Consider the following 19,277-nt stretch of genomic DNA (forward strand, 5'->3'; position numbering starts at 1 on the left):
CCGGCATGACACCGGAACGTCCCATCATCTGGCGACAGCATGTATGAAGGATTAATCGGAAACGGCGGAATGAGCCGATCGGCAACCGCCGTTAACGATGGCCAGGTCAGAAGACCGGCGGTGCGGCAGGGCCTGCGGCCAGAACGTGTCGGATTTTCGTAAAGCCGTTAACCTTATGTTTAAACTTGTAGGTATCCGGCGGTTTTACGGTTTCTTTCGATGCAGTCGCTATCTACCATGGATCATGCGAAACTGCCGGCTGGAGGCTATGCGCCTACCGCCGATGGCCAGCATGCCGGAATCGGACGGGGCTTCCAACCCCTCGTGCACGTCTGTTTGGCGACCCTCGCCGGAGTGGGTCCGTAGTAACGAGTATTGAGGCGCGACGGCCATGTCTAAGACCAATCCTATCGATCAGCTTTCGGACGAGGCAGTCAACGAACTCGAGGCTGCCCTCAGGGCCGATCTCGGGGAGCCCGAGATCCACGACGAGACAGGTGAGGCGTCGGGCACGCTGATGGAAGACGAGTCCGTCCAGCACGCCGAGATCGAGTTCTCGCTGGATGAGTTCGAGCGCCAGATCAGCGAAACCGCCGGTCAGTTGCGCGGCGACCAGGGGGACACGTTCGAGGCGAGCGAAGCGGCAAGCCCATCTGATCTCGACAGCGTCGATGTGACCGCGGCAGACCCTTCGCAGACGGTTGGCCTTCGCCGCGAAGCCGGCGATGAGGCTTGGACGCCGGCGGCTGCGCCCGCTGCAGCCGTCCATCGCCCCGTTCCCGCCAGCGACACCCCCCGCGCCTATGCCCAGCCCCCGGCGAACGACGAAGAACGCCGTTCGACCGTCATGGCCGACGCGCTGCTGACCCGCCGCGCCTCGAAGGCGCCGCTGTGGATCGCCCTCGCCGTCTCGGTGGCCTGGCTCGGCTTCACCGGGTTCCTCGCCTACAGCCTCTACGACATCGCCTCGCTGAGCGAAGGCGTCGCCGATCCGTCGCGCCAGGGCGAGATCGCCCTGCTGGCCGCCATCGCCTTCGTGCCGGTGCTGCTGATCTTCGCTTTCGCCGTCATGGTCCGCCGTTCGGCCGAACTCCGCCTGATGAGCCGCTCGCTAGCCGAAGTCGCGCTGCGCCTCGCCGAGCCCGAAACGGTCGCCACCGAACGCGTGATGAGCGTCGGCCAGGCCGTTCGCCGCGAAGTGGCGGCGCTGGGTGAAGGCGTCGAGCGCGCTCTGGCGCGCACGTCCGACCTCGAGAACATTGTCCACAAGGAAGTCGGCGCGCTCGAGCGGGCCTATGCCGACAACGAGGTCAAGATCCGCACCCTCGTGCAGGATCTGGGCGCCGAGCGCGAGGCGATGCTGACGCACGGCGAGCGCCTGCGCTCGACCGTCGTCGGTTCGCATCAGCGTCTGGTCGAGGACGTCGACCGGGCGTCGGACCAGATCCTGCAGCGCATCGAGGATGCCTCGCACCGCTTCACCGCCCTGCTCGACGAGCGCAGCGAGGTCCTCAACAAGGACTTCGCCGCCCGCAGCGGCAATCTCGTCGAAGCCTTCGAGGACCGCAGCCGCAAGGCCAACGATAGCCTGACGGCTCACACCGAAAGCCTCGTCGCACGTCTCGGCCAGAGCGCCGACGACGCGACGCATCGCCTGATCACAACCGGCGAGGATGTCGGCCGGCAGTTCGACGAGCGGATGGAGGATCTCGATTCCCGCTCCCGCGCCATCGTCGGCCGTCTCTCCGAAATCGGCCATGACGTCACCGCGCAGCTGACCGCCACCGGCGACGCCGTCTCCGGCCTCATGCAGACGCGCGGCCAGAACATCGCCGGCGAGAGCCAGCGTTTCCTCACCGACCTCACCGAAGCGCTCGACGGCCGTTCCATCGGCCTCGCGATGGAGGGCCAGACCTTCCTCACCAGCCTCGAAGAAGCCTTCGAGGAGCGGATGCGGGAGATCGGCGACAAGAACCAGTTCTTGCTGACCCACCTGGTGGAAACCGTCGACGACCGCCGCGAGCGCCTCGACGCCGACTCCCAGCGCTTCATCGAGACGCTCGAGCTCGGCCTCGGCGAGCGCACCGAGCGGGCGAGCCGCCTGCTCGACGATGCCAATACCCGGATTCTCGGCGGCCTCGACAACCGCATTGAAACGATCGAGCGGGCGCTCTCGGAGCGTGGCGACTCCCTCGTCGCGGCCCTCGACCAGCGCAGCGACGCCATCGACCGCTCCGGCGACCGGATCGCCGACGCGTTGGAGCGCCGCTCGCTAGAATTCGCCCGCACCCTCGCCGATCGCACCCGCGACATCGCCAATGCCTTCGCCAGCGGCCAGGCTGAGCTGACGATGAAGGCCGGCGACGCCGTCACCCTGGCACAGGCGACGCTCGAAGGCCGCACCGACGAGTTGCGCCACCTCTTCGACGAGCGCATCGCCACCTTCGCCTCGCTCATGGACGAGCGGACTGGCCAGCTTGCCGGCACCGTCGACGACCGCCTGCTCGCCTTCGACCTGGCCAGTGACGGCCGGATCGACAGCATCGCCCAGAAGGCCGGCGACATGGACGCCGCCATCGAGCGCGCCGCCGCACGGCTCGAGGACCTTCTCTCGCAGCGCCGCGACGAGATCGAGGCCGCCGTCGATCGCGGCACGGCCGGCTTCCGCGAGACGCTCGACGGGCGCGTCCTTTCGATCGAGAAGGCGATCGTCGGGCACGGCGAGGACCTCGAAGCCACCTTCGCCTTTGCCCAGCAGAGCCTGCTCGGCAATCTCGAGGAGAAGAGCGCCGGCCTGACCCGCGCCATCGAAGACACCGTCGCCCGCATGGAGGATCTGATCGGCGGTGCCGAGGGGGCTCTCGCCCGCGGCATCGACGACCGGACCGGCACGCTGGCGCAACTGCTCGACGATCGGCGCGACGCCATCGAGAGCCTGGTGGCGGCGAGCCGCGACGGCCTGGTCAATGGCCTCGACCAGCGGATCGAGGCGATCGCCAGCCTGCTGTCGGAGCGGGTCGGCCAGTTCCACGACTCGATCGAGGACGAATCCGCCCGCCTCATCGGCGGCATCGACGAGCGGACCGGGGCGCTCACCATGGGCCTCGCCGACCGCCTCGCCGCCAGCCACACGATCCTGTCGACGGCGCAGGACGACCTCCTCGCCGGTCTCGACCAGCGTCACCAGGCGATCCGCACGACGCTCGACGAGCGGGCGAGCGTCCTCCGCAGCCTGTCCGAGGAGACCCACCAGAACCTCCTCGTCTCGCTGGACGAGCGCATTGCCGGGATCTCCGGCAGCTTCGACGAGGCGGTCAAGAACGTCGCCGAGGAACTTGCCGAGCGCGTCCAGTCGCTCAGCGGAGTCATCGACGGCTCGCGCCTCGCCATCGTCGGCGAGGTCGACCGCAACACCGAACGGCTCCGCGAGGAGATGGACGAGCGCACCAGCAGCTTCGGCCAGCGCATCGCCATCGACGCCGGCACGCATCTGGCTGCCGTGCAGGACGCGCTCGGCCTCCTCGTCGACGGTCTCGACGAGCGCGTCGGCAAGCTGCGCTCGACCGCCGAAGAGGTCGAGATCTCGCTCCGCGATGGCCTCGACGGCCGCTTCGAAGCGATCCGCACGATCATGCAGGACGGCCACGGCACGCTCATCGGCGACCTCGACCTCCGCACCGAGACGCTGGCCAGCGAGATCGGCGAGCGGGTGATGCGCGTCGGCGAGAGCCTCGACGGCCGCACGGCGGCGCTCCGCGGCGTCATCGAACAGGCACGGGCCATTCTGGTCGACGGGCTCGACGACCGGCTGGCCGCCTTGCAGGGCGTCATCGACGGATCGGAGGGCACGCTGCTCGCCGGCCTCGACGAGCGCACCGCCCGCATCGGCGAACAACTCGACAATGGCCGCGACTCGATCGCGGCGGCCATGGAAGAGCGCGTCGCCGGCATTGCCGAGGCGATCATCGAGGCCGATCTGCGGCTGGCTTCGGCGCTCGAGGAGCGCCGTGACAGCATCGCCGGCATCGTCGAGGAGGCTGCCCGTTCGGCGGCCGCGACCCTCGGCGACCGCGCCGACGACGTCCGCCGTGTCATCGAGCAGAGCGTCGGCGACGTCTCGACCTCGCTGGAAATCCGTCGCGACGAACTGCTCGCGGCGCTGGAGACGGGTTCGACGAGCCTGACCGGCGCGCTCGACCAACGTACCGAGGCGATCTCGACGGCGCTGGACCGCGGCCTCGGCAATGTGGAGCGGACGCTCAACACCCGCACCGCCACCATCGCCGACACGCTGCGCCAGACGATTGCCAGCGCCACGGCCGCCATGGGCGAGGAAGCCGCCCGGGCCCGCCAGAGCCTCGAAGGCGAGACGCGCAAGATTGCTGAGAGCGTCGACGGGATCGAGGGTATCTTCCTCACCGCTAGCGAGGAGGCCCGGCTGCGCCTGTCCGGCGAGGCCGACCGTCTCGCCGAGCGTCTGGGCGCGCTGGCCGACGATCTGTCGACCAAGGCGTCGCAGGCCAGCACGTCGCTGGTCGACGAAGGCGGCCGGATCGCGGAAAACATCAGCGGCGCGGCGGAAGTCATCCGCTCGCTGTCCGAGCAGTCGCGCACCCGCTTCGCCACCGAGGCGGAAGAACTGGCACGGTCGATCGCCGATCTCTCCGGCCGGATGCAGTCCGAAGCCGAAGACGTTCGCAACGGCCTCGCCGAGCAGCGCGCGGCGCTGGCCGACAGTCTGGCCGGCATCACCATCGCCGTGGCCAACGAATTCGAGCGCAATAGCGGCAGCTTCGCCGCCAGCGTCGACGAGGCGAGCGAAAGGCTCCGCCTGGCCGGCCAGGAAGGCCGCGACCGCTTCGTCACCGATGCCGGCGAGATCGCCACGCAGGTGGAGAGCGCCGCCGAGCGGATGCGCGAGATGACCGAGGCGGCCCAGGCCGCCATGCAGCAGAACACCGACGGCTTCGCCCGCCGGCTCACCGGCGCCTCCTACCAGATTCGTAGCGAGACCGACCGTGTCGCCGAGACCCTCGAGCAGCGCTCGCAGCGCTTCACCGAGGAACTGGGTGCGGTCACCGAGCGGCTGTCGGAAATGCTGGCGGCCAACCCGCTGCGCACCGACCTGGAGGAAGCGACACGGTCGATCCACGACCAACTCGCCGAGGCATCGCAGACCTTCCTGCGCGATGCCGACCAGGCCCGGACCGAGATCCTGACGCGGGGCGGCGAACTCGCCGGCCAGCTCGCCTCGATCTCCGGCGCCATCCGCGTCGAGACGGACCGGGCGCGCGAACAGCTGCTCGAGAGCGCCGGCAATGTCGGCGAGGAACTCGTAGCCCGGCTCGCCCGGTCCGAGCAGGAGATCGATGCCCGCGCCAAGATCCTCGGCGACGATATCGACGAGAAGACCCGGACGCTGGCCGCGCTGCTCAGCGCCCGCACGTCGGAGATTTCCCGCGTCCTCGACGAGGAAGCGCGGCCGATGTTCGACCAGCTGGGCGAGAACGGTTCGGAATTCGCCCGGCTGCTGGAACGCAGCACCCGCGACGCATCCGACCGGATGCGCGAGGAGAACGCCGCCCTCGTCGCCGCGCTCGGCCGCCGTGCCAGCGAGACGATCGAGAGCCTCAGCGCGTCGTCCGGCGAGATCCTTGGGGCCTTCGACGAGAAGACCTCGACCGCCGTCGGCCTGGTCGCCGAGATGCGCGACCAGCTGCAGCGCGAAGTCGGCGGCCTGATCGGCCGGCTCGCCCAGACCAGCGGATCGCTGCGCGGCCTCGTCCAGGAAGCGGCCAGCAATCTCGGGGCGATCGACGCGACCCTGCAGGAAACCGGCACCCGCTTCACCCAGGGCGCCGAGCAGGCCTCGAACTCGATCTCGCTCTCCTCACGCCTGCTGGAAAGCAATGTCGAGCGCCTCGATCATCTGTCGATGAGCGCCTTCTCGAAGGTCGCCGGCATTGCCGATCGCTTCCAGGAACACGGGGCTGTCCTCGGCGACGCCGTCAAGCTGATCGAGGCCAGCGAGATGACGCTGCGCTCGACGCTCGAGAACGGCCATGGCGGCATCGAGGAGCTGTCGTCCGGACTGGTCAAGCGGTCGGAGGAGATCGGCGAACTGATGCGTTCCTTCGAGGAGGTCATCGAAGGCCTGTTCGAGCGGACCGAGCAGCGCTCGCGTCTGGTCTCGGCAAGGCTCTCGTCGGAAGTCGGCGAGAAGCTCGGCGAGGCGGATGCCCAGATGCAGGGTGCCGAGGAACGCTCGCGGGCGGCCGCCGAGGCCATGCGCAGCTCGATCCAGTCGGTCGTCGAGGACGCCACCCAGCGCTTCCACGGCGCCACCGAGGAGATGCGCCGGACCGCCGCCGAAATCCGCGAGGAGCTCGAGAGCGCCCGCAACGAGATCCGGCGCGGCGTCTTCGAACTGCCGGAGGAGACCCGCGAGACCACCGAGGCCATGCGTCGGGCCGTCGCCGACCAGATCCGCGCCCTGAAGGATCTCTCGGACATCGTCTCGCAGTCCGGCCGCGCCTTCGACGTGTCGTCGCAGCGTTCCGCGCAGCGTCCGGCCACCGTGGAAGCACCGTCCCGCCCGGCGCCCCAGCGTGTCGAGCAGCAGCGGCAGGCGCCGGAGAGCCCGCGGGCACCGAAGCCCTCGGAACCGGCCGACCAGGCGCTGTTCAGCGAAGAGGAAGAGCGTGACGTCGAGGCGCAGATCGCCGCATCGTTCATGACCGATGGCAATCTGGCGCGTGATCTCCGGGGGTCGAACTACGACGCCCCGGCACGGGCACCGTCGTCGACCGCCGGCACGGCATCAGGCACCGGCCCGGCCGAGATGCGCGGCGCCGAGCGGGCGCAGACCACGCAACCGTCGCAGCTGCGTCCGTCGGCACGGCCCGCCGAGCCACAGGGCCCGCAGGCCGGGGCATCGCGTCCCGGCGGCGGCTGGGTCTCGGATCTGCTGCGCCGCGCCTCGCGCGACGAGGAGGAAGCGGCTCCCGCTGCTGCAGCCCCGGCACGGCCGGCACCCGCCGCCTCGCAGCCGACCGAGCGCTCTCCGGAGCATGTCGTCGACTCGCTCAACTCGCTGTCGGTCGACATTGCCCGGGCCATCGACCACAACGCCTCGGTGGAGCTCTGGGACCGGTATCGCAAGGGCGAGCGGAACGTCTTCACCCGCCGGCTCTACACGATGAAGGGCCAGCAGACCTTCGACGAAATCCGCCGGAAATATCAGCGCGACGCGACCTTCCGCGAGGCCGTCGACCGCTATATCGGCGACTTCGAGACGCTGCTCGGCGACGTCTCCAAGAACGATCCCGAGAACCGGACGACACACACCTACCTGACGTCAGACACCGGCAAGGTCTACACCATGCTGGCCCACGCTTCGGGGCGCTTCGACAGCTGAGAGAGCTGGCCTTCGCGCCATCGGTAACGACGAACGGCGGCCGCTTCGAAGGGAGCGGCCGCCGTCTTCGTTCGAGGCAGACATTAGGGCTTGGTCAGGCGGAGCGTTCGGTGCGGCCGAAGCGGCGGGCCTGAAATACGGCAAGACAAAGCCGGTGATGAGCTTTCCGCTCGTCACCGGCTTTGGCATGTCAGGCAGAGAGAATGGCGCCTATGGCGTCGTCAGATCAGCGCCAGCGTCCAGCGGACGATCTCGGCCGAGATCTGCTCGAAGGCTCGGTCGAGGGCAGCGACATAATCGGCGTTGGCCGTGCCGGTGACCGGCGCCTGGACGGCGAAGACCTGCGTACGCAGAACGCTGCCGTTGCGGTCGTTCAGCGCCTTGACCGAAATCTCGATCACCGCCCGCGTCGGGCCGACTGCCTCGATCTCGAACTTCCGCAGTTCCATGACCATCTGGTAGTCGATGGCCAGCCCCTGGCCGGGCACCCCAACGGCGCCGATCCGGCCGGTGTTCTCGAAGGCCTGCAGGAGCCGCAGCTGCACCATGCGCGGCAGCCGGTCGCTCCACTGGCTGCCGGCAAGATACTGCACCGAGAAAGGCGTCGGCTTCACGACGATCCGCTCGCTGTCCAGCGTCTTGATCGCGGTCGGCTCGGGGATGAGGATCTGCGCCCGGCTCTGGCCGGCAACGTTCTGGACCATCGCCGGAGCGGAGATCTCGAAGGTCGCGGGCGGCGGCGAGGAGAGGCAGGAACTAAGGGACGCCGCGAGGAACGCCAGCAGGACCGGTCGGGTCGTTGAACGCATCATGTCTTGCCTGTTCCTGTCGCCGTCGCGACCTTTTGCTCGCACCCGTCACCGCAGCTGTCAACGTGCCGTCGACAGGCGCCGCTAGCGCCGGGTTCGACCGTCATATTCCTGCACCGCGTCGCCGCCATAGATCAGTCGGCTCGGGTTGTTCGAGAAATCGTCGACGGCCCGGTCGATGCGGCCGACCGACTGCGTCACGTTGCGCACCAGTGTCTGGAATTCGCGCAGGCCCTGGCCGGTGAACCGCTGGAGATTGGCCGAGATCGGCGTCACCTCCGCCTGGATCGACTGGGCGGCGGACCGGATCGACCGGAGCGTCGTGGCGACGTCGGTGCCGAGGCTGGTACCGTCCCTGGCGCCGGCCAGGAGGTCGTTGACCGAGGTCACGACGCTGTCGATGCGCTGAGACGCGGCGCTGATGCGCTGGCTGGTCAGCTCGACATTGGTGATGATGTCGTTGATGTCCTCGCGCCGTTCGCCGATGGAGTCGGCGACGCCGGCGATCGAGTCTGCCGCCCGGGCGACGTTGTCGGTCGCCGAGGACACGTTCTCCACCGCGCGGTTGACCTGGCCCGGATCGATGCTGGCGAGCAGCGTGTCGACCTGGGCGCGCGTTTGGGAGAACCCCTCGAGAGCAGTCTCGAGCGTCCGAACCGTCTGGTCGACGCCGTCGATGATCGACTGGATTTCCGGCGTCTTGGCGCTGAGCGCCGAGGTGACGTTGCGCACGTCGCCGATCACCTCATTGACGGTCGTCGCATCGATCGAGTTGATCAGCGCGTCCGCCGAGGCCACGGTCTCGTTCACCTGGCGGCTGGCTTCGGTGATGTTCTCGGTGATCGGTCCGAGCCCGGCGAGCAGACCGTCGATCTCGCTGCTGCGCCCGGCGATCGTCGTGGTGATGCGGTTGACGTTCTGGGCCGAGTTGGCGACCCCAGCGATCGCCGAATTGATCGCCTCGCGCTGCGTCGAGATCGACTGCGTCAGCGACGAGACGTTGCTGGCCGTCGCGGCGATGTCGTCGATAGCGGTGGATACCGTGGCGGGATCGACGGCCGCGACGACGCGGTTGGCCGTTTCCAGCGTGGTGTCCAGACGCTCGGCGACACGCGTCGCCGTCTCGGTGATCGGCCCAAGGCCGGCGAGGAAGCGGTCGATCTGCGGCGTGTTGCGGCTGATGATCTCGCCCACGCCGCCGATGCTGTCCGCCGCGGTCCGCACCGAGGCGACGACGCTCTCGACGTTCTCGGACTGGGCCCGCAGCGTCTCGGACATGGCGGCGATGTTGGAGACCGTGGTGCGGATCGCGGCCGGATCGACCGCTGCGAGGATGGCCTGCGCCTCTTCGATCGCCTGCGGCAGACCCGCGGCCACCGTATTCGCGGTGTCGGCCAGCCGGCTCAGGCTTTGCAGGAACTGGTCGACGTCGTCGGAGTTGGCCGCAAGGCTCGAGGTGAACCGCTCGATGTTCTCGGAGGTCTTCGAGACGTTATCGAGCGTCACGCTGATCGAGGGCCCGGCGCCGGCGACGATGCTCTCGAACTCGCCGAGGATCGTGTTCGCCCGGTCGGCGATGTCGCGGGCCGTGGCCAGGATATCGGTGATGTCCGACGGATTGGCCCTGATGATCGGCACGGTGCCCTGCTGCTGCGCTTCCTTGATGATGTCCGGCTCGTCGGCGGCGCCGCCCTTCAGCTCGATGAACGCAAATCCCGTCAGGCCCTGGAAGCCGATATTGGCCTGCGTCGTTTCCTTGATCGGCAGGTCCGGATCGACCTGGGTGGAGGCGATGACCACACGGGGATTGTTGGGATCGATGCGCAGCGACTGAACGGAGCCCACCGGCAGGCCGTTGAACAGCACCTGGCTGCCCTGCTGCAGGCCGGTGACCGAACCCTCGATCCGGACCAGCAGCGGCACGCGGGAGTCGCCCTGGGACGCGAAGATCGACCAATAGACGAAACCGAACGCCAGCACGAGGACGACGAGCGTGAAGAGACCGACGCGGACGTAGTTCGCCTTGGATTCCATCAAACAATCCCCTCTTGGGCATGCCCGGCATTTTCCGGCGCGACGATGGTGCGCGCACGTTTGCCGTGGAAGTACGATTTCACCCACGGGTGGTCGAAGGCGAGCATGGTCGACAGCGGACCTTCGACCAGCACCTTGCCGTCCCCGAGCACGGCGATGCGGTCGCACGCCTGGAACAGGCTGTCGAGGTCGTGGGTGACCATGTACACGCTGAGGCCCAGCGTGTCCCGGAGCGTCATGATCAACTGATCGAAATCGGCAGCGCCGATCGGGTCGAGACCTGATGTCGGCTCGTCGAGGAACACGACGTCCGGATCGAGCGCCAATGCCCGTGCAAGGGCGGCGCGCTTGATCATGCCACCCGACAGTTCGGAGGGGAATTTTCCGGCCGCATCCTGCGGCAGGCCGACGAGATCGAGCTTCAACCGCGCCAACTCGTGCATCAGCGCCGGCGACAGGTCGAGATACTCTCGCATCGGTACTTCGATGTTCTCGAGAACCGTCAGCGAGGAGAACAGCGCGCCATGCTGGAACAGGACTCCCCAGCGGCGTTCCACCGCCAGCCGGTCGTCGTCGCTGGCCTCCGGGTAGTTGATCCCGAACACGTCGATCGTCCCGCCCTGCTTCTGGTTGAGGCCGAGAATGGTCCGCAGCAGCACCGACTTGCCGGAACCCGACGGGCCGACGAAGCCGAGGATCTCGCCGCGTCGCACGTCGAGCGAGAGGTTGTCGAGGATCGTGTTCTCGCCGAAGCGCACGGTCACGTCCTCGACGCGGATGATGATGTCGTCATCCTGCGAAGCGGCGGCGGCCCCGTTCGGGCGAGCGGGATCAGAGACCAATGGAGGCATAGAAGATCGCGAATATCCCATCCATCAGGATGACCAGGAAGATGGCCTTCACCACCGCGGCGGTGACGTGCAGGCCGAGGCTTTCGGCGCTGCCACCGACCTTCATGCCCTCGGAGGACGCCACGAGCCCGATGATGATCGCCATGAACGGCGCCTTGATCAGGCCCGAAAACACCGTGAACAGGTCGATGGAGGACTGCATCCCCTGGATAAAGTTCGCCGTCGAGATGCCTGAATAGACGTTCAGCACCAGCATGCCGCCGAGCAGCGCCGAGAGATTGGCGAGGACGGTCAGCAACGGCAGCGCGATGGTCAGCGCGACGAGGCGCGGAAACACCAGGACCCCGATCGGGTTGAGCCCGATGACCTGGAGCGCGTCGACCTCCTCGCGCATCTTCATCGAGCCGATCTCGGCGGTGATGGCGCTGCCGGATCGTCCGGCGATCATGATCGCCGTCAGGAGCACGCCGATCTCGCGCAGGACGAGAATGCTGATGAGGTTGACCGCGTAGACCTCTCCGCCGAAGCGACGCAGCTGGAAGGCGCCCTGCTGCGCGATGATCGCGCCGATGAGGAAGCTCATCAGCATGATGATCGGGACCGCCTTGACCCCCATCTGGTCGATCTGGTTGAAGATCGCAGCCGAGCGGATCTGCGTCCGTCCGCTGAGCCGGCGTCCGGCGCCGAAGATCGCGCCACCGATGATGTTGAGCGCGATGACGATCTCGTCATACATGCTGACGACACCGCGCCCGACAGCGTCCAGCAGACCGGCCAGGACGTTGCCCTTGGGCGCCACGACGTCCGGCCGCTCGGCGTCCATGGCGCGCCGCACCGCATCGAACAGGGCCGTGTCGCGCTCCGCCACGCCCTCGAGCTTCGACTGTCCGCCGAGGTCGCGGGCGAGCCGCTCGATGACGAACGCGCCGGCGGTATCGATCCGACCGATGCTCCCGCAGTCCACGACGGCACTCGAGGCAGCGTCCGACTTGCCGACATCGCCGACCGTCTGCTCCAGCGAGCCGACGGTGCGCGCCAGCCAGTCACCGGTCGCCTTCAGCACGACGCGGCCGTCCCGCTGCTCGCGATCGAGCGCAGGCGGAACAGCGTGACGCCGCCCGGTCGCGCCGGCCGTACGTGCTGGTGAACTCTCGGGCATGGGCGAGTGCTTGACCTTCCTTCGAAGTGCCGGACATAGCGAGGCGCGGATCGCCCTGTTCGCGGCGCTTCGTACTGGGGGCCAAGGATTAATCATCTATTGACCTCTTGTCATGGATTCTCCGCCGTTCCGCCGCCCAGAGGGATCGATAAGCCATGCCGCGTCGTGTTTCGGTCACAGTCGAGCACTTCCCGCTCGCCCGCGAATTCCGCATTTCGCGCGGCGCCAAGACCGAAGCGGTGGTGATCGTCTGCGAGATCGCCGACGGCGAAGTGCGCGGGCGCGGCGAGTGCGTGCCCTATGCCCGGTACGGCGAGAGCGTCGACAGCGTCATCGCGGCGATCGAGTCCGTCCGCGCCGACATCGAACAGGGCGCGTCGCGGCAGGATCTCCTTATGCTGCTTCCCGCCGGGGCAGCGCGCAACGCCCTCGACTGCGCGCTCTGGGATATCGAGGCAAAGGCCAGTGGGCAGCGGGTGGCAGAGCTGATCTGCCGCACGGCGCCCCGCCCCATCGAGACCGCCTATACGATCGGTATCGACGCGCCGGCCGCGATGGCACAAGCCGCCAGGGTTGCCCAGCGCAGCCTGTTGAAGATCAAGGTCGGGACCGAGGGCGATCTCGAGCGCATGGCCGCCATCCATGCGGCGACCCACGGGACCCGGCTCATCCTCGACGCCAACGAAGGGTGGACCGATGCCAATGTCGGGGCCCATCTCCAGGCTGCCGCGGCGGCCGGGGCCGTGCTGGTCGAACAGCCGCTGCCGAAGGGCGCGGACGCCATCCTCGCCGAGATACCGCATCCGGTGCCGATCTGCGCCGACGAGTCGGTTCATACCACAGAGGACCTCAAGGCGCTGCGCGGCCGCTACGACTTCGTCAACGTCAAGCTCGACAAGACCGGCGGCCTGACCGAGGCGCTGCGGCTCGTGACGCGGGCGCAGGAACTCGGATTCGGGGTGATGGTCGGCTGCATGGTGGGTACGTCCCTGGCCATGGCCCCTGCCGTGCTGCTGGCGCAGCTTGCCGAGTTCGTCGACCTCGACGGGCCGCTGCTGCTGGCGAAGGACCGGCCACACGGCCTCGTCTATGACGGCTCGACCGTGGCCCCGCCGAGCCCGGACCTCTGGGGCTGACCCCGGCCCCGTCGATGCTGGCCGACTGAGCCTCTAGCTTGCGAGGCGCAGCGCCGGCTCGGCCTGCGCTTCGAGCGAGGTCTGCAGGAAGACGTCGGCACAGGCCTCCCAACTGTAGGCCTTGGAGCGTTCGAGCGCATCGCTGCGCTGCAGCGACAGCGCCGCGAGACATGCCTCGCGCAGATCCGTCGAGATCCGCCCGGCATTCGACCCGGCGATCACGTCGATCGGACCCGGCTCCGGATAAGCCGCCACCGGCACGCCGCAGGCCAGCGCCTCGATCAGCACGATCCCGAACGTATCGGTCTTGGAAGGGAAGACGAAGACGTCGGCGGAAGCATAGTAGCGCGCCAGCGCCTCGCCGGTCTGGGCGCCGGCGAAATGCACGTGCGGATAGCGCCGCATCAGCTCCGGCAGCATCGGCCCGTCGCCGACGACGAGCTTCGACCCCGGCAGGTCGAGGTCGAGAAAAGCCTCGATGTTCTTCTCCGGCGCGATACGCGACACGGTCAGGAAGATCGGCCCCGGCAGGTTGAGCGCGATCGGCTCGGCGGGATGGAACTGGCGGCGATCGACGCCGCGCGTCCAGGTGACGAGATTGCGGAACCCAAGATCGACCAGCTTGCGGCGCATCGACTCGGTCGGCACCAGGCAGGCCGATGCCGGGGCATGGAACCGCCGCAGGAAGCCGTAGGTCAGGCTTTCGGGGATCGGCGCCCGCTTGCGCAGATATTCCGGGAATCGCGTGTGGAAACTCGTGGTGAAGCGCCGTCCGCTGCGCAAGGCGGCCCGCCGCGCTGCGAGGCCGACCGGGCCTTCCGTCGCGATGTGGATCGCCGTCGGCTGGAACTCGTCGATGATCTGCCCCAGGCGGTCGGCGGAGGCGAGTGCCAGTCGGATCTCCGGATAGGTGGGACAGGCGACGGTGCGGAAGTCGAGCGGGCTGACCACCCGCACTTCGGCCCCGCGGTCGCGCAGCTGGTCGCAGAGGCTGGACAGCGTGCGCACGACGCCGTTTACCTGCGGCTGCCAGGCGTCGGTGGCGATCAGGAAGCGGTTCATGGGCTTCGGTCCTTGCTTTCAGGCCGCCTCGGCCGCCGACGATGGAGCGGTATCGGCAGCATACGCCTCGCGTTCACCCTTGGGCAGTCTCTCGCGGGCGGTCTCGGTCCAGCGGATCAGCTCGAACGACCCGTCGTGGCGCTCGGCGACCGCGGTGCAGCTTTCCACCCAGTCGCCGGTGTTCACGTATTCGATGCCATCATGCGTGGTCAGCTGTGCGTGGTGGATATGGCCGCAGATCACGCCCTCGCAATCGTGCTTTCGTGCCTCCTCCGCCAGTGCCGTCTCGAAGGCGCCGATGAAGTTGACCGCGTTCTTGACCTTCAGCTTGGCCCAGGAGGAAATCGACCAGTAGGGGAAGCCGAGCCGGCGCCGCACGACATTGAACACCACGTTGATGGCGATTGCGGCATCGTAGGCCCAGTCGCCGAGATAGGCGATGACCCGGGCATTGCGGACGACGACGTCGAAGGCATCGCCGTGGATGACCAGGAAGCGGCGCCCGTCCGCCGTGACGTGGATGTCGGTGAGCTTCACCTCGACGCCGCCGAAATGCTGGCCAGGGAAATCCCTGAGGAACTCGTCGTGATTGCCTGGCACGTAGATCACGGAGGCGCCCTTGCGTGCTTTGCGCAGGAGCTTCTGGACCACGTCGTTGTGGGCCTGCGGCCAGTGCCACGAGCGCTTGAGGCGCCAGCCGTCGACAATGTCGCCGACGAGATAGATCTTCTCGGCGTCGTGAACGCGAAGGAAATCCACCAAGAGTTCGGCCTGCGCCGCCTTGGATCCGAGATGGACGTCGGAGATGAACAGCGTCCTGAAGTGACGCGCCGTCGTCAACTGATGCATGGTCGCCATCCTGTGCCTGCCTCACCGGTCCCCTTCGCTAAGAGCTGGAAATGACTGATTCTGATTGCATGCGTGTGACGCATGGCACGCGCTCCCGTTGCGGCAGGTGCCGCGGGTCGGTTGCCAGCCGCAGGTGATCGTTTAGAAGGAGCCGCGGGCGGCGTGGGACAGCCGCCGGAAAAGCAGGGGAGTTTGCATGTCGGAGAACGAAACGGGCGGCACGGGCATGACCACCGCCGACCTCGACGAGCAGGCGCTGTTCTACCACCGCTATCCGACGCCCGGGAAACTCGCCATCCGCGCCACCAAGCCGCTCGGCAACCAGCGCGACCTGGCGCTGGCCTATTCGCCCGGCGTCGCCGCCCCCTGCCGCGAGATCGCCCGCGACCCGTCGCTGGCCGCGGTCTACACCAGCCGGGCCAATCTGGTGGCGGTGGTCTCCAACGGCACCGCCGTCCTCGGCCTCGGCGACATCGGTCCCCTCGCCTCCAAACCGGTGATGGAGGGCAAGGCGGTTCTGTTCAAGAAATTCGCCGATATCGACGTCTTCGACATCGAGATCGAGGCGCGCGAGATCGACCACATCTGCGACGTCGTCGCTGCGCTTGAGCCGACCTTCGGCGGCATCAATCTCGAAGACATCAAGTCGCCGGAGTGCTTCGAGGTCGAGGCACGGCTGCGCGAGCGCATGGCGATCCCGGTCTTCCACGACGACCAGCACGGCACCGCAATCATCGTCGCGGCGGCGATCCGCAACGGCCTGATGCTCGCCGGCAAGAACCTGGCGGACGCGCAGATCGTCACCTCCGGCGCCGGTGCCGCCGCCATCGCCTGCCTGAACCTGCTCGTCGAGCTCGGCGCGCGCCGCGAGAACATCACCTGCACCGACATCGAGGGCGTCGTCTACGAGGGGCGCGAGAAGCGCATGGACCGCTGGATGGCGGTCTACGCGCGGCAGACCGACAAGCGCACGCTGGAAGAGGCGATCGAGGGAGCCGACGTGTTTCTCGGCCTCTCGGCCGGCGGGGTCCTGAAGCCCGAGTATCTCAAGTCGATGGCCGAGCGGCCGATGATCATGGCGCTCGCCAACCCGACGCCGGAGATCATGCCGGAACTCGCCAAGGCTGTGCGGCCGGACGCGATGATCTGCACCGGCCGGTCTGACTTCCCCAACCAGGTCAACAACGTCCTCTGCTTCCCCTACATCTTCCGCGGCGCCCTCGATTGCGGCGCCACCGGCATCACCGAGGGAATGAAGATGGCCGCGGTCGACGCCATAGCGGCGCTCGCCCGCGAGGAAGTGTCCGAAGTCGCGGCGCGGGCCTATGGCTCCGAAACGCCGGTCTTCGGGCCGGACTATCTGATCCCCTCGCCCTTCGACCCGCGGCTGATCCTGAAGATCGCCCCGGCCGTCGCACTGGCCGCCGAGGCCGAGGGCGTTGCGTCCCGGCCGATCACCGACATGCCGGCCTACATGGACCGGCTGAACCGCTTCGTCTTCCGCTCCGGCCTGATGATGAAGCCGATCTTCCAGATCGCCCGCAATTCCGGCAAGCGGGTCATCTTCTCCGACGGCGAGGACGAGCGGGTGCTCCGCGCCGCGCAGGTTCTGCTCGAGGAGAAGGTTTGCCTGCCGATCCTCGTCGGCCGGCCCGGCGTCATCGCCAGCCGGCTCGAGCGCTACGGCCTGCGCATCCGGCCGGGCACCGACTTCGAGGTGGTCAATCCGGAGGACGATCCGCGCTACCGCGACTATGTCGACCATTATTTCGAGAAGGTCGGCCGCAAGGGCGTCAACCCGGACACGGCGCGCACCATCGTGCGCACCAACAACACGGTGATCGGGGCCGTTGCGGTCTCGCGCGGCGAGGCCGATGCGCTGCTCTGCGGCCTCGAAGGCCGCTACCCGCCGCATGTGCGCGACATCAGCCAGGTCATCGGCATGACGCCGGGCGTGCGCCGCTTCGCCGCGATGAGCGGCCTGATCTTCCAGCAGGGCACGAAGTTCTTCCTCGACACCTATGTCCAGCGCGACCCCTCGGCCGAGGACATCGCCGAGATGACGCTGCTCGCGGCGGAGGCGATCCGGCGCTTCGGCATCGAGCCGAAAGGCGCGCTGGTCTCGCACTCCAATTTCGGCACCGACGACACCGAGGCGACGCGCAAGATGCGCCGGGCCCTGGCTCTGATCCGGGCGCAGGCGCCGGACCTCGAAGTCGACGGCGAGATGCACGGCGACGCCGCGCTGAACGAGGAAATGCGCAAGCGCCTGATGCCGAATTCGACCCTAAAGGGCGAAGCAAATCTTCTGATCTTCCCCAATCTCGACGCCGCGAACATCACGCTCAGCGTGGTGAAGACGATGACCGAGGCGCTGCACATCGGGCCGATCCTGCTCGGCGCGGCCTCGCCCGCCCATGTGATGACGCCCTCGATAACGTCGCGCGGCATCGTCAACATGGCGGCGATCGCGACGGCGCAGGCCGTCCAGCAGGCGGAAGCCAAAGCCTGAGGCACGTGCCTCAAGCCTGCATCACGCCTTAGCCGAGGCGTGACAGCAGTCGTTCCCGGCCGATCAGCGGCAAAAGCCCGGCAAGCTCCGGCCCATGGTCGACACCGGTGATCGCGAGGCGAAGCGGCATGAACAGCGCCTTGCCCTTGCGACCCGTCGCCTCCTTCACCGCGCCGGTCCAGGCGCGCCACGTGCCGGCGTCGATCTCGCCCGCCGGCAACAGGTCGCGCGCCGTCCGGACCATCGCCTGGTCTTCCTCGGACAGGTCCGGCGTCGGCACTTCGTCGCCGAACACCACCGGCACCCACTGGGCGACGTCGCCGACCTTGGCGCAATTGCCTCGGACGACATCCCAGAAGGTCGGCGCCTGCTCCGGCGGCACGCCGATCGCCGCCAGCCGGTCGGCAACCGCCGGATAGTCCAGCCCGTGCACGATCTCGGCGTTGAGCCGGTCGAGCTCGGCGGGATCGAACTTCGACGACGATGCCGAGACCTCGTCGAAGGCGAGGCGCTCGCCCAGCGACGCCAGGTCCGGCATCGCCTCGATGGCACCGGCATGGCCGACCAGCACCGCCAGCGAGGCGACGGCCATCGGCTCGTAGCCTTCCTCCCGCAGCGATTTGAGCGACAGCGCTCCGGAGCGCTTCGACAGGCCTTCGCCGCCGAGCGCCGTCAGCAGGTTGTGATGGCCGAAGCGCGGGACCGTGAGGCCGAGCGCCGCGAAGATCGCCGCCTGGACGCCCGTGTTGGTGACGTGGTCGTCGCCCCTGATGACATGGGTGACGCCGAGATCGCCGTCGTCGACGATGGACGGCAGCGTATAGAGGAAGCTGCCGTCCTCGCGCACCAGAACCGGGTCCGACAGCGAGGCGAGATCCACCGTCTGCGGACCGCGGATGAGATCGTCCCAGTGGATCTCGGTGCGCGTCGGAAAAAACGGATCGTCGCCAAAATTCGGCAGCAGGAACCGCCAGTGCGGGCGCCGCCCCTCGGCGGCGAGCGCCGCGCGTTCGGCCTCCGTCAGCCGCAATGCCTCGCGGCCATAGACCGGTGGCAGGTTGCGGGCGGCAAGCCGCTTGCGCTTGCGGTCGAGCTCGTCAGGGGTCTCGTAGCAGGGATAGAGCAGGCCCGCTGCCCGCAGCCGCTCCGCCGCCGCCTCGTAGAGCGCCAGCCGCTCCGACTGCCGCACCACGAGATCCGGCGAGATGCCGATCCAGGCGAGATCGGTCTCGATCATGTCGGCGTATTCGCGCCGCGACCGCTCCCGGTCGGTGTCGTCGAAGCGCAGGACGAATCGGCCGCCCTCCCGCCTGGCGAACAGCCAGTTGAACAGCGCGGTGCGCAGATTGCCGATGTGCAGGTGGCCCGTGGGCGACGGCGCGAAACGAACGGTGACGGTCATCGCCCTGACCTAGAGAACGTGCGAGGCGCTGGCAATCGGACGGCCC

General features: G+C 68.0%; 10 protein-coding genes. 3 read left to right on the top strand and 7 right to left on the bottom strand.

All coding sequences use genetic code 11. The features are described from left to right. The first annotated feature begins 391 nt into the window (after positions 1-391). Positions 392-7,417 (top strand): apolipoprotein A-IV repeat region-like domain-containing protein, encoded by a 7,026-nt coding sequence (locus tag GTW51_RS00665; protein WP_163041965.1) that lies wholly within the window; start codon positions 392-394, stop codon positions 7,415-7,417. 221 nt (positions 7,418-7,638) lie between these two features. Here the strand turns inward: GTW51_RS00665 and GTW51_RS00670 are convergent, their stop codons facing one another. From GTW51_RS00670 to GTW51_RS00685, 4 genes are all read right to left on the bottom strand, one after another. Further along, on the bottom strand, positions 7,639-8,229 hold the full coding sequence (locus GTW51_RS00670) for an ABC-type transport auxiliary lipoprotein family protein (protein WP_163041966.1): 591 nt from the start codon (positions 8,227-8,229) through the stop codon (positions 7,639-7,641). An 81-nt stretch (positions 8,230-8,310) separates the two neighbouring features. Beyond that, positions 8,311-10,260: an MlaD family protein gene (locus tag GTW51_RS00675; RefSeq protein WP_163041967.1), complete on the bottom strand. Its 1,950-nt coding sequence runs from the start codon at positions 10,258-10,260 to the stop codon at positions 8,311-8,313. Next, positions 10,260-11,111 carry an ABC transporter ATP-binding protein gene (locus GTW51_RS00680; protein ID WP_163041968.1) on the bottom strand — a complete coding sequence of 284 codons (852 nt, stop codon included), beginning with the start codon at positions 11,109-11,111 and terminating at the stop codon, positions 10,260-10,262. Before GTW51_RS00680 ends, GTW51_RS00675 begins: the two co-directional genes overlap by 1 nt. Further along, positions 11,092-12,270, bottom strand: coding sequence for an MlaE family ABC transporter permease (locus tag GTW51_RS00685; protein WP_163041969.1), 1,179 nt, complete (start codon positions 12,268-12,270; stop codon positions 11,092-11,094). Before GTW51_RS00685 ends, GTW51_RS00680 begins: the two co-directional genes overlap by 20 nt. Positions 12,271-12,425: 155 nt before the next feature. Between GTW51_RS00685 and dgcA the strand changes: the two genes are divergently transcribed. Then, positions 12,426-13,406 carry an N-acetyl-D-Glu racemase DgcA gene (dgcA, locus tag GTW51_RS00690; protein ID WP_163041970.1) on the top strand — a complete coding sequence of 327 codons (981 nt, stop codon included), beginning with the start codon at positions 12,426-12,428 and terminating at the stop codon, positions 13,404-13,406. A 33-nt stretch (positions 13,407-13,439) separates the two neighbouring features. On the opposite strand, the gene GTW51_RS00695 is transcribed toward dgcA, so the two are convergent. Next, on the bottom strand, positions 13,440-14,468 hold the full coding sequence (locus tag GTW51_RS00695; protein ID WP_163041971.1) for a glycosyltransferase family 4 protein: 1,029 nt from the start codon (positions 14,466-14,468) through the stop codon (positions 13,440-13,442). An 18-nt stretch (positions 14,469-14,486) separates the two neighbouring features. Beyond that, positions 14,487-15,326, bottom strand: a complete 840-nt coding sequence (locus GTW51_RS00700) for a UDP-2,3-diacylglucosamine diphosphatase (RefSeq protein ID WP_163041972.1) — start codon at positions 15,324-15,326, stop codon at positions 14,487-14,489. A gap of 187 nt (positions 15,327-15,513) precedes the next feature. On the opposite strand from GTW51_RS00700, the gene GTW51_RS00705 reads away from it, so the two are divergent. Next, complete coding sequence (locus GTW51_RS00705; RefSeq protein ID WP_163041973.1) at positions 15,514-17,829, top strand: NADP-dependent malic enzyme; 2,316 nt, start codon at positions 15,514-15,516, stop codon at positions 17,827-17,829. 28 nt (positions 17,830-17,857) lie between these two features. On the opposite strand, the gene gltX is transcribed toward GTW51_RS00705, so the two are convergent. Next, the gene (gene gltX / locus GTW51_RS00710; RefSeq protein WP_163041974.1) at positions 17,858-19,231 is read right to left on the bottom strand and encodes a glutamate--tRNA ligase; all 1,374 of its coding nucleotides are present in this window, start codon (positions 19,229-19,231) and stop codon (positions 17,858-17,860) included. Positions 19,232-19,277 lie beyond the last annotated feature (46 nt).

The sequence above is a fragment of the Aurantimonas aggregata genome (assembly GCF_010500835.1).
GTDB lineage: Bacteria > Pseudomonadota > Alphaproteobacteria > Rhizobiales > Rhizobiaceae > Aurantimonas > Aurantimonas aggregata.

Excerpts from the sequence above, each read along its gene's own strand:
- GTW51_RS00670 (WP_163041966.1), bottom strand. The coding sequence starts at position 8,229 with ATGATGCGTTCAACGACCCGACCGGTCCTGCTGGCGTTCCTCGCGGCG.
- GTW51_RS00700 (WP_163041972.1), bottom strand. The coding sequence starts at position 15,326 with ATGGCGACCATGCATCAGTTGACGACGGCGCGTCACTTCAGGACGCTG.
- GTW51_RS00665 (WP_163041965.1), top strand. The coding sequence starts at position 392 with ATGTCTAAGACCAATCCTATCGATCAGCTTTCGGACGAGGCAGTCAAC.
- GTW51_RS00695 (WP_163041971.1), bottom strand. The coding sequence starts at position 14,468 with ATGAACCGCTTCCTGATCGCCACCGACGCCTGGCAGCCGCAGGTAAAC.
- gltX (WP_163041974.1), bottom strand. The coding sequence starts at position 19,231 with ATGACCGTCACCGTTCGTTTCGCGCCGTCGCCCACGGGCCACCTGCAC.
- GTW51_RS00685 (WP_163041969.1), bottom strand. The coding sequence starts at position 12,270 with ATGCCCGAGAGTTCACCAGCACGTACGGCCGGCGCGACCGGGCGGCGT.
- dgcA (WP_163041970.1), top strand. The coding sequence starts at position 12,426 with ATGCCGCGTCGTGTTTCGGTCACAGTCGAGCACTTCCCGCTCGCCCGC.
- GTW51_RS00675 (WP_163041967.1), bottom strand. The coding sequence starts at position 10,260 with ATGGAATCCAAGGCGAACTACGTCCGCGTCGGTCTCTTCACGCTCGTC.
- GTW51_RS00705 (WP_163041973.1), top strand. The coding sequence starts at position 15,514 with ATGTCGGAGAACGAAACGGGCGGCACGGGCATGACCACCGCCGACCTC.
- GTW51_RS00680 (WP_163041968.1), bottom strand. The coding sequence starts at position 11,111 with ATGCCTCCATTGGTCTCTGATCCCGCTCGCCCGAACGGGGCCGCCGCC.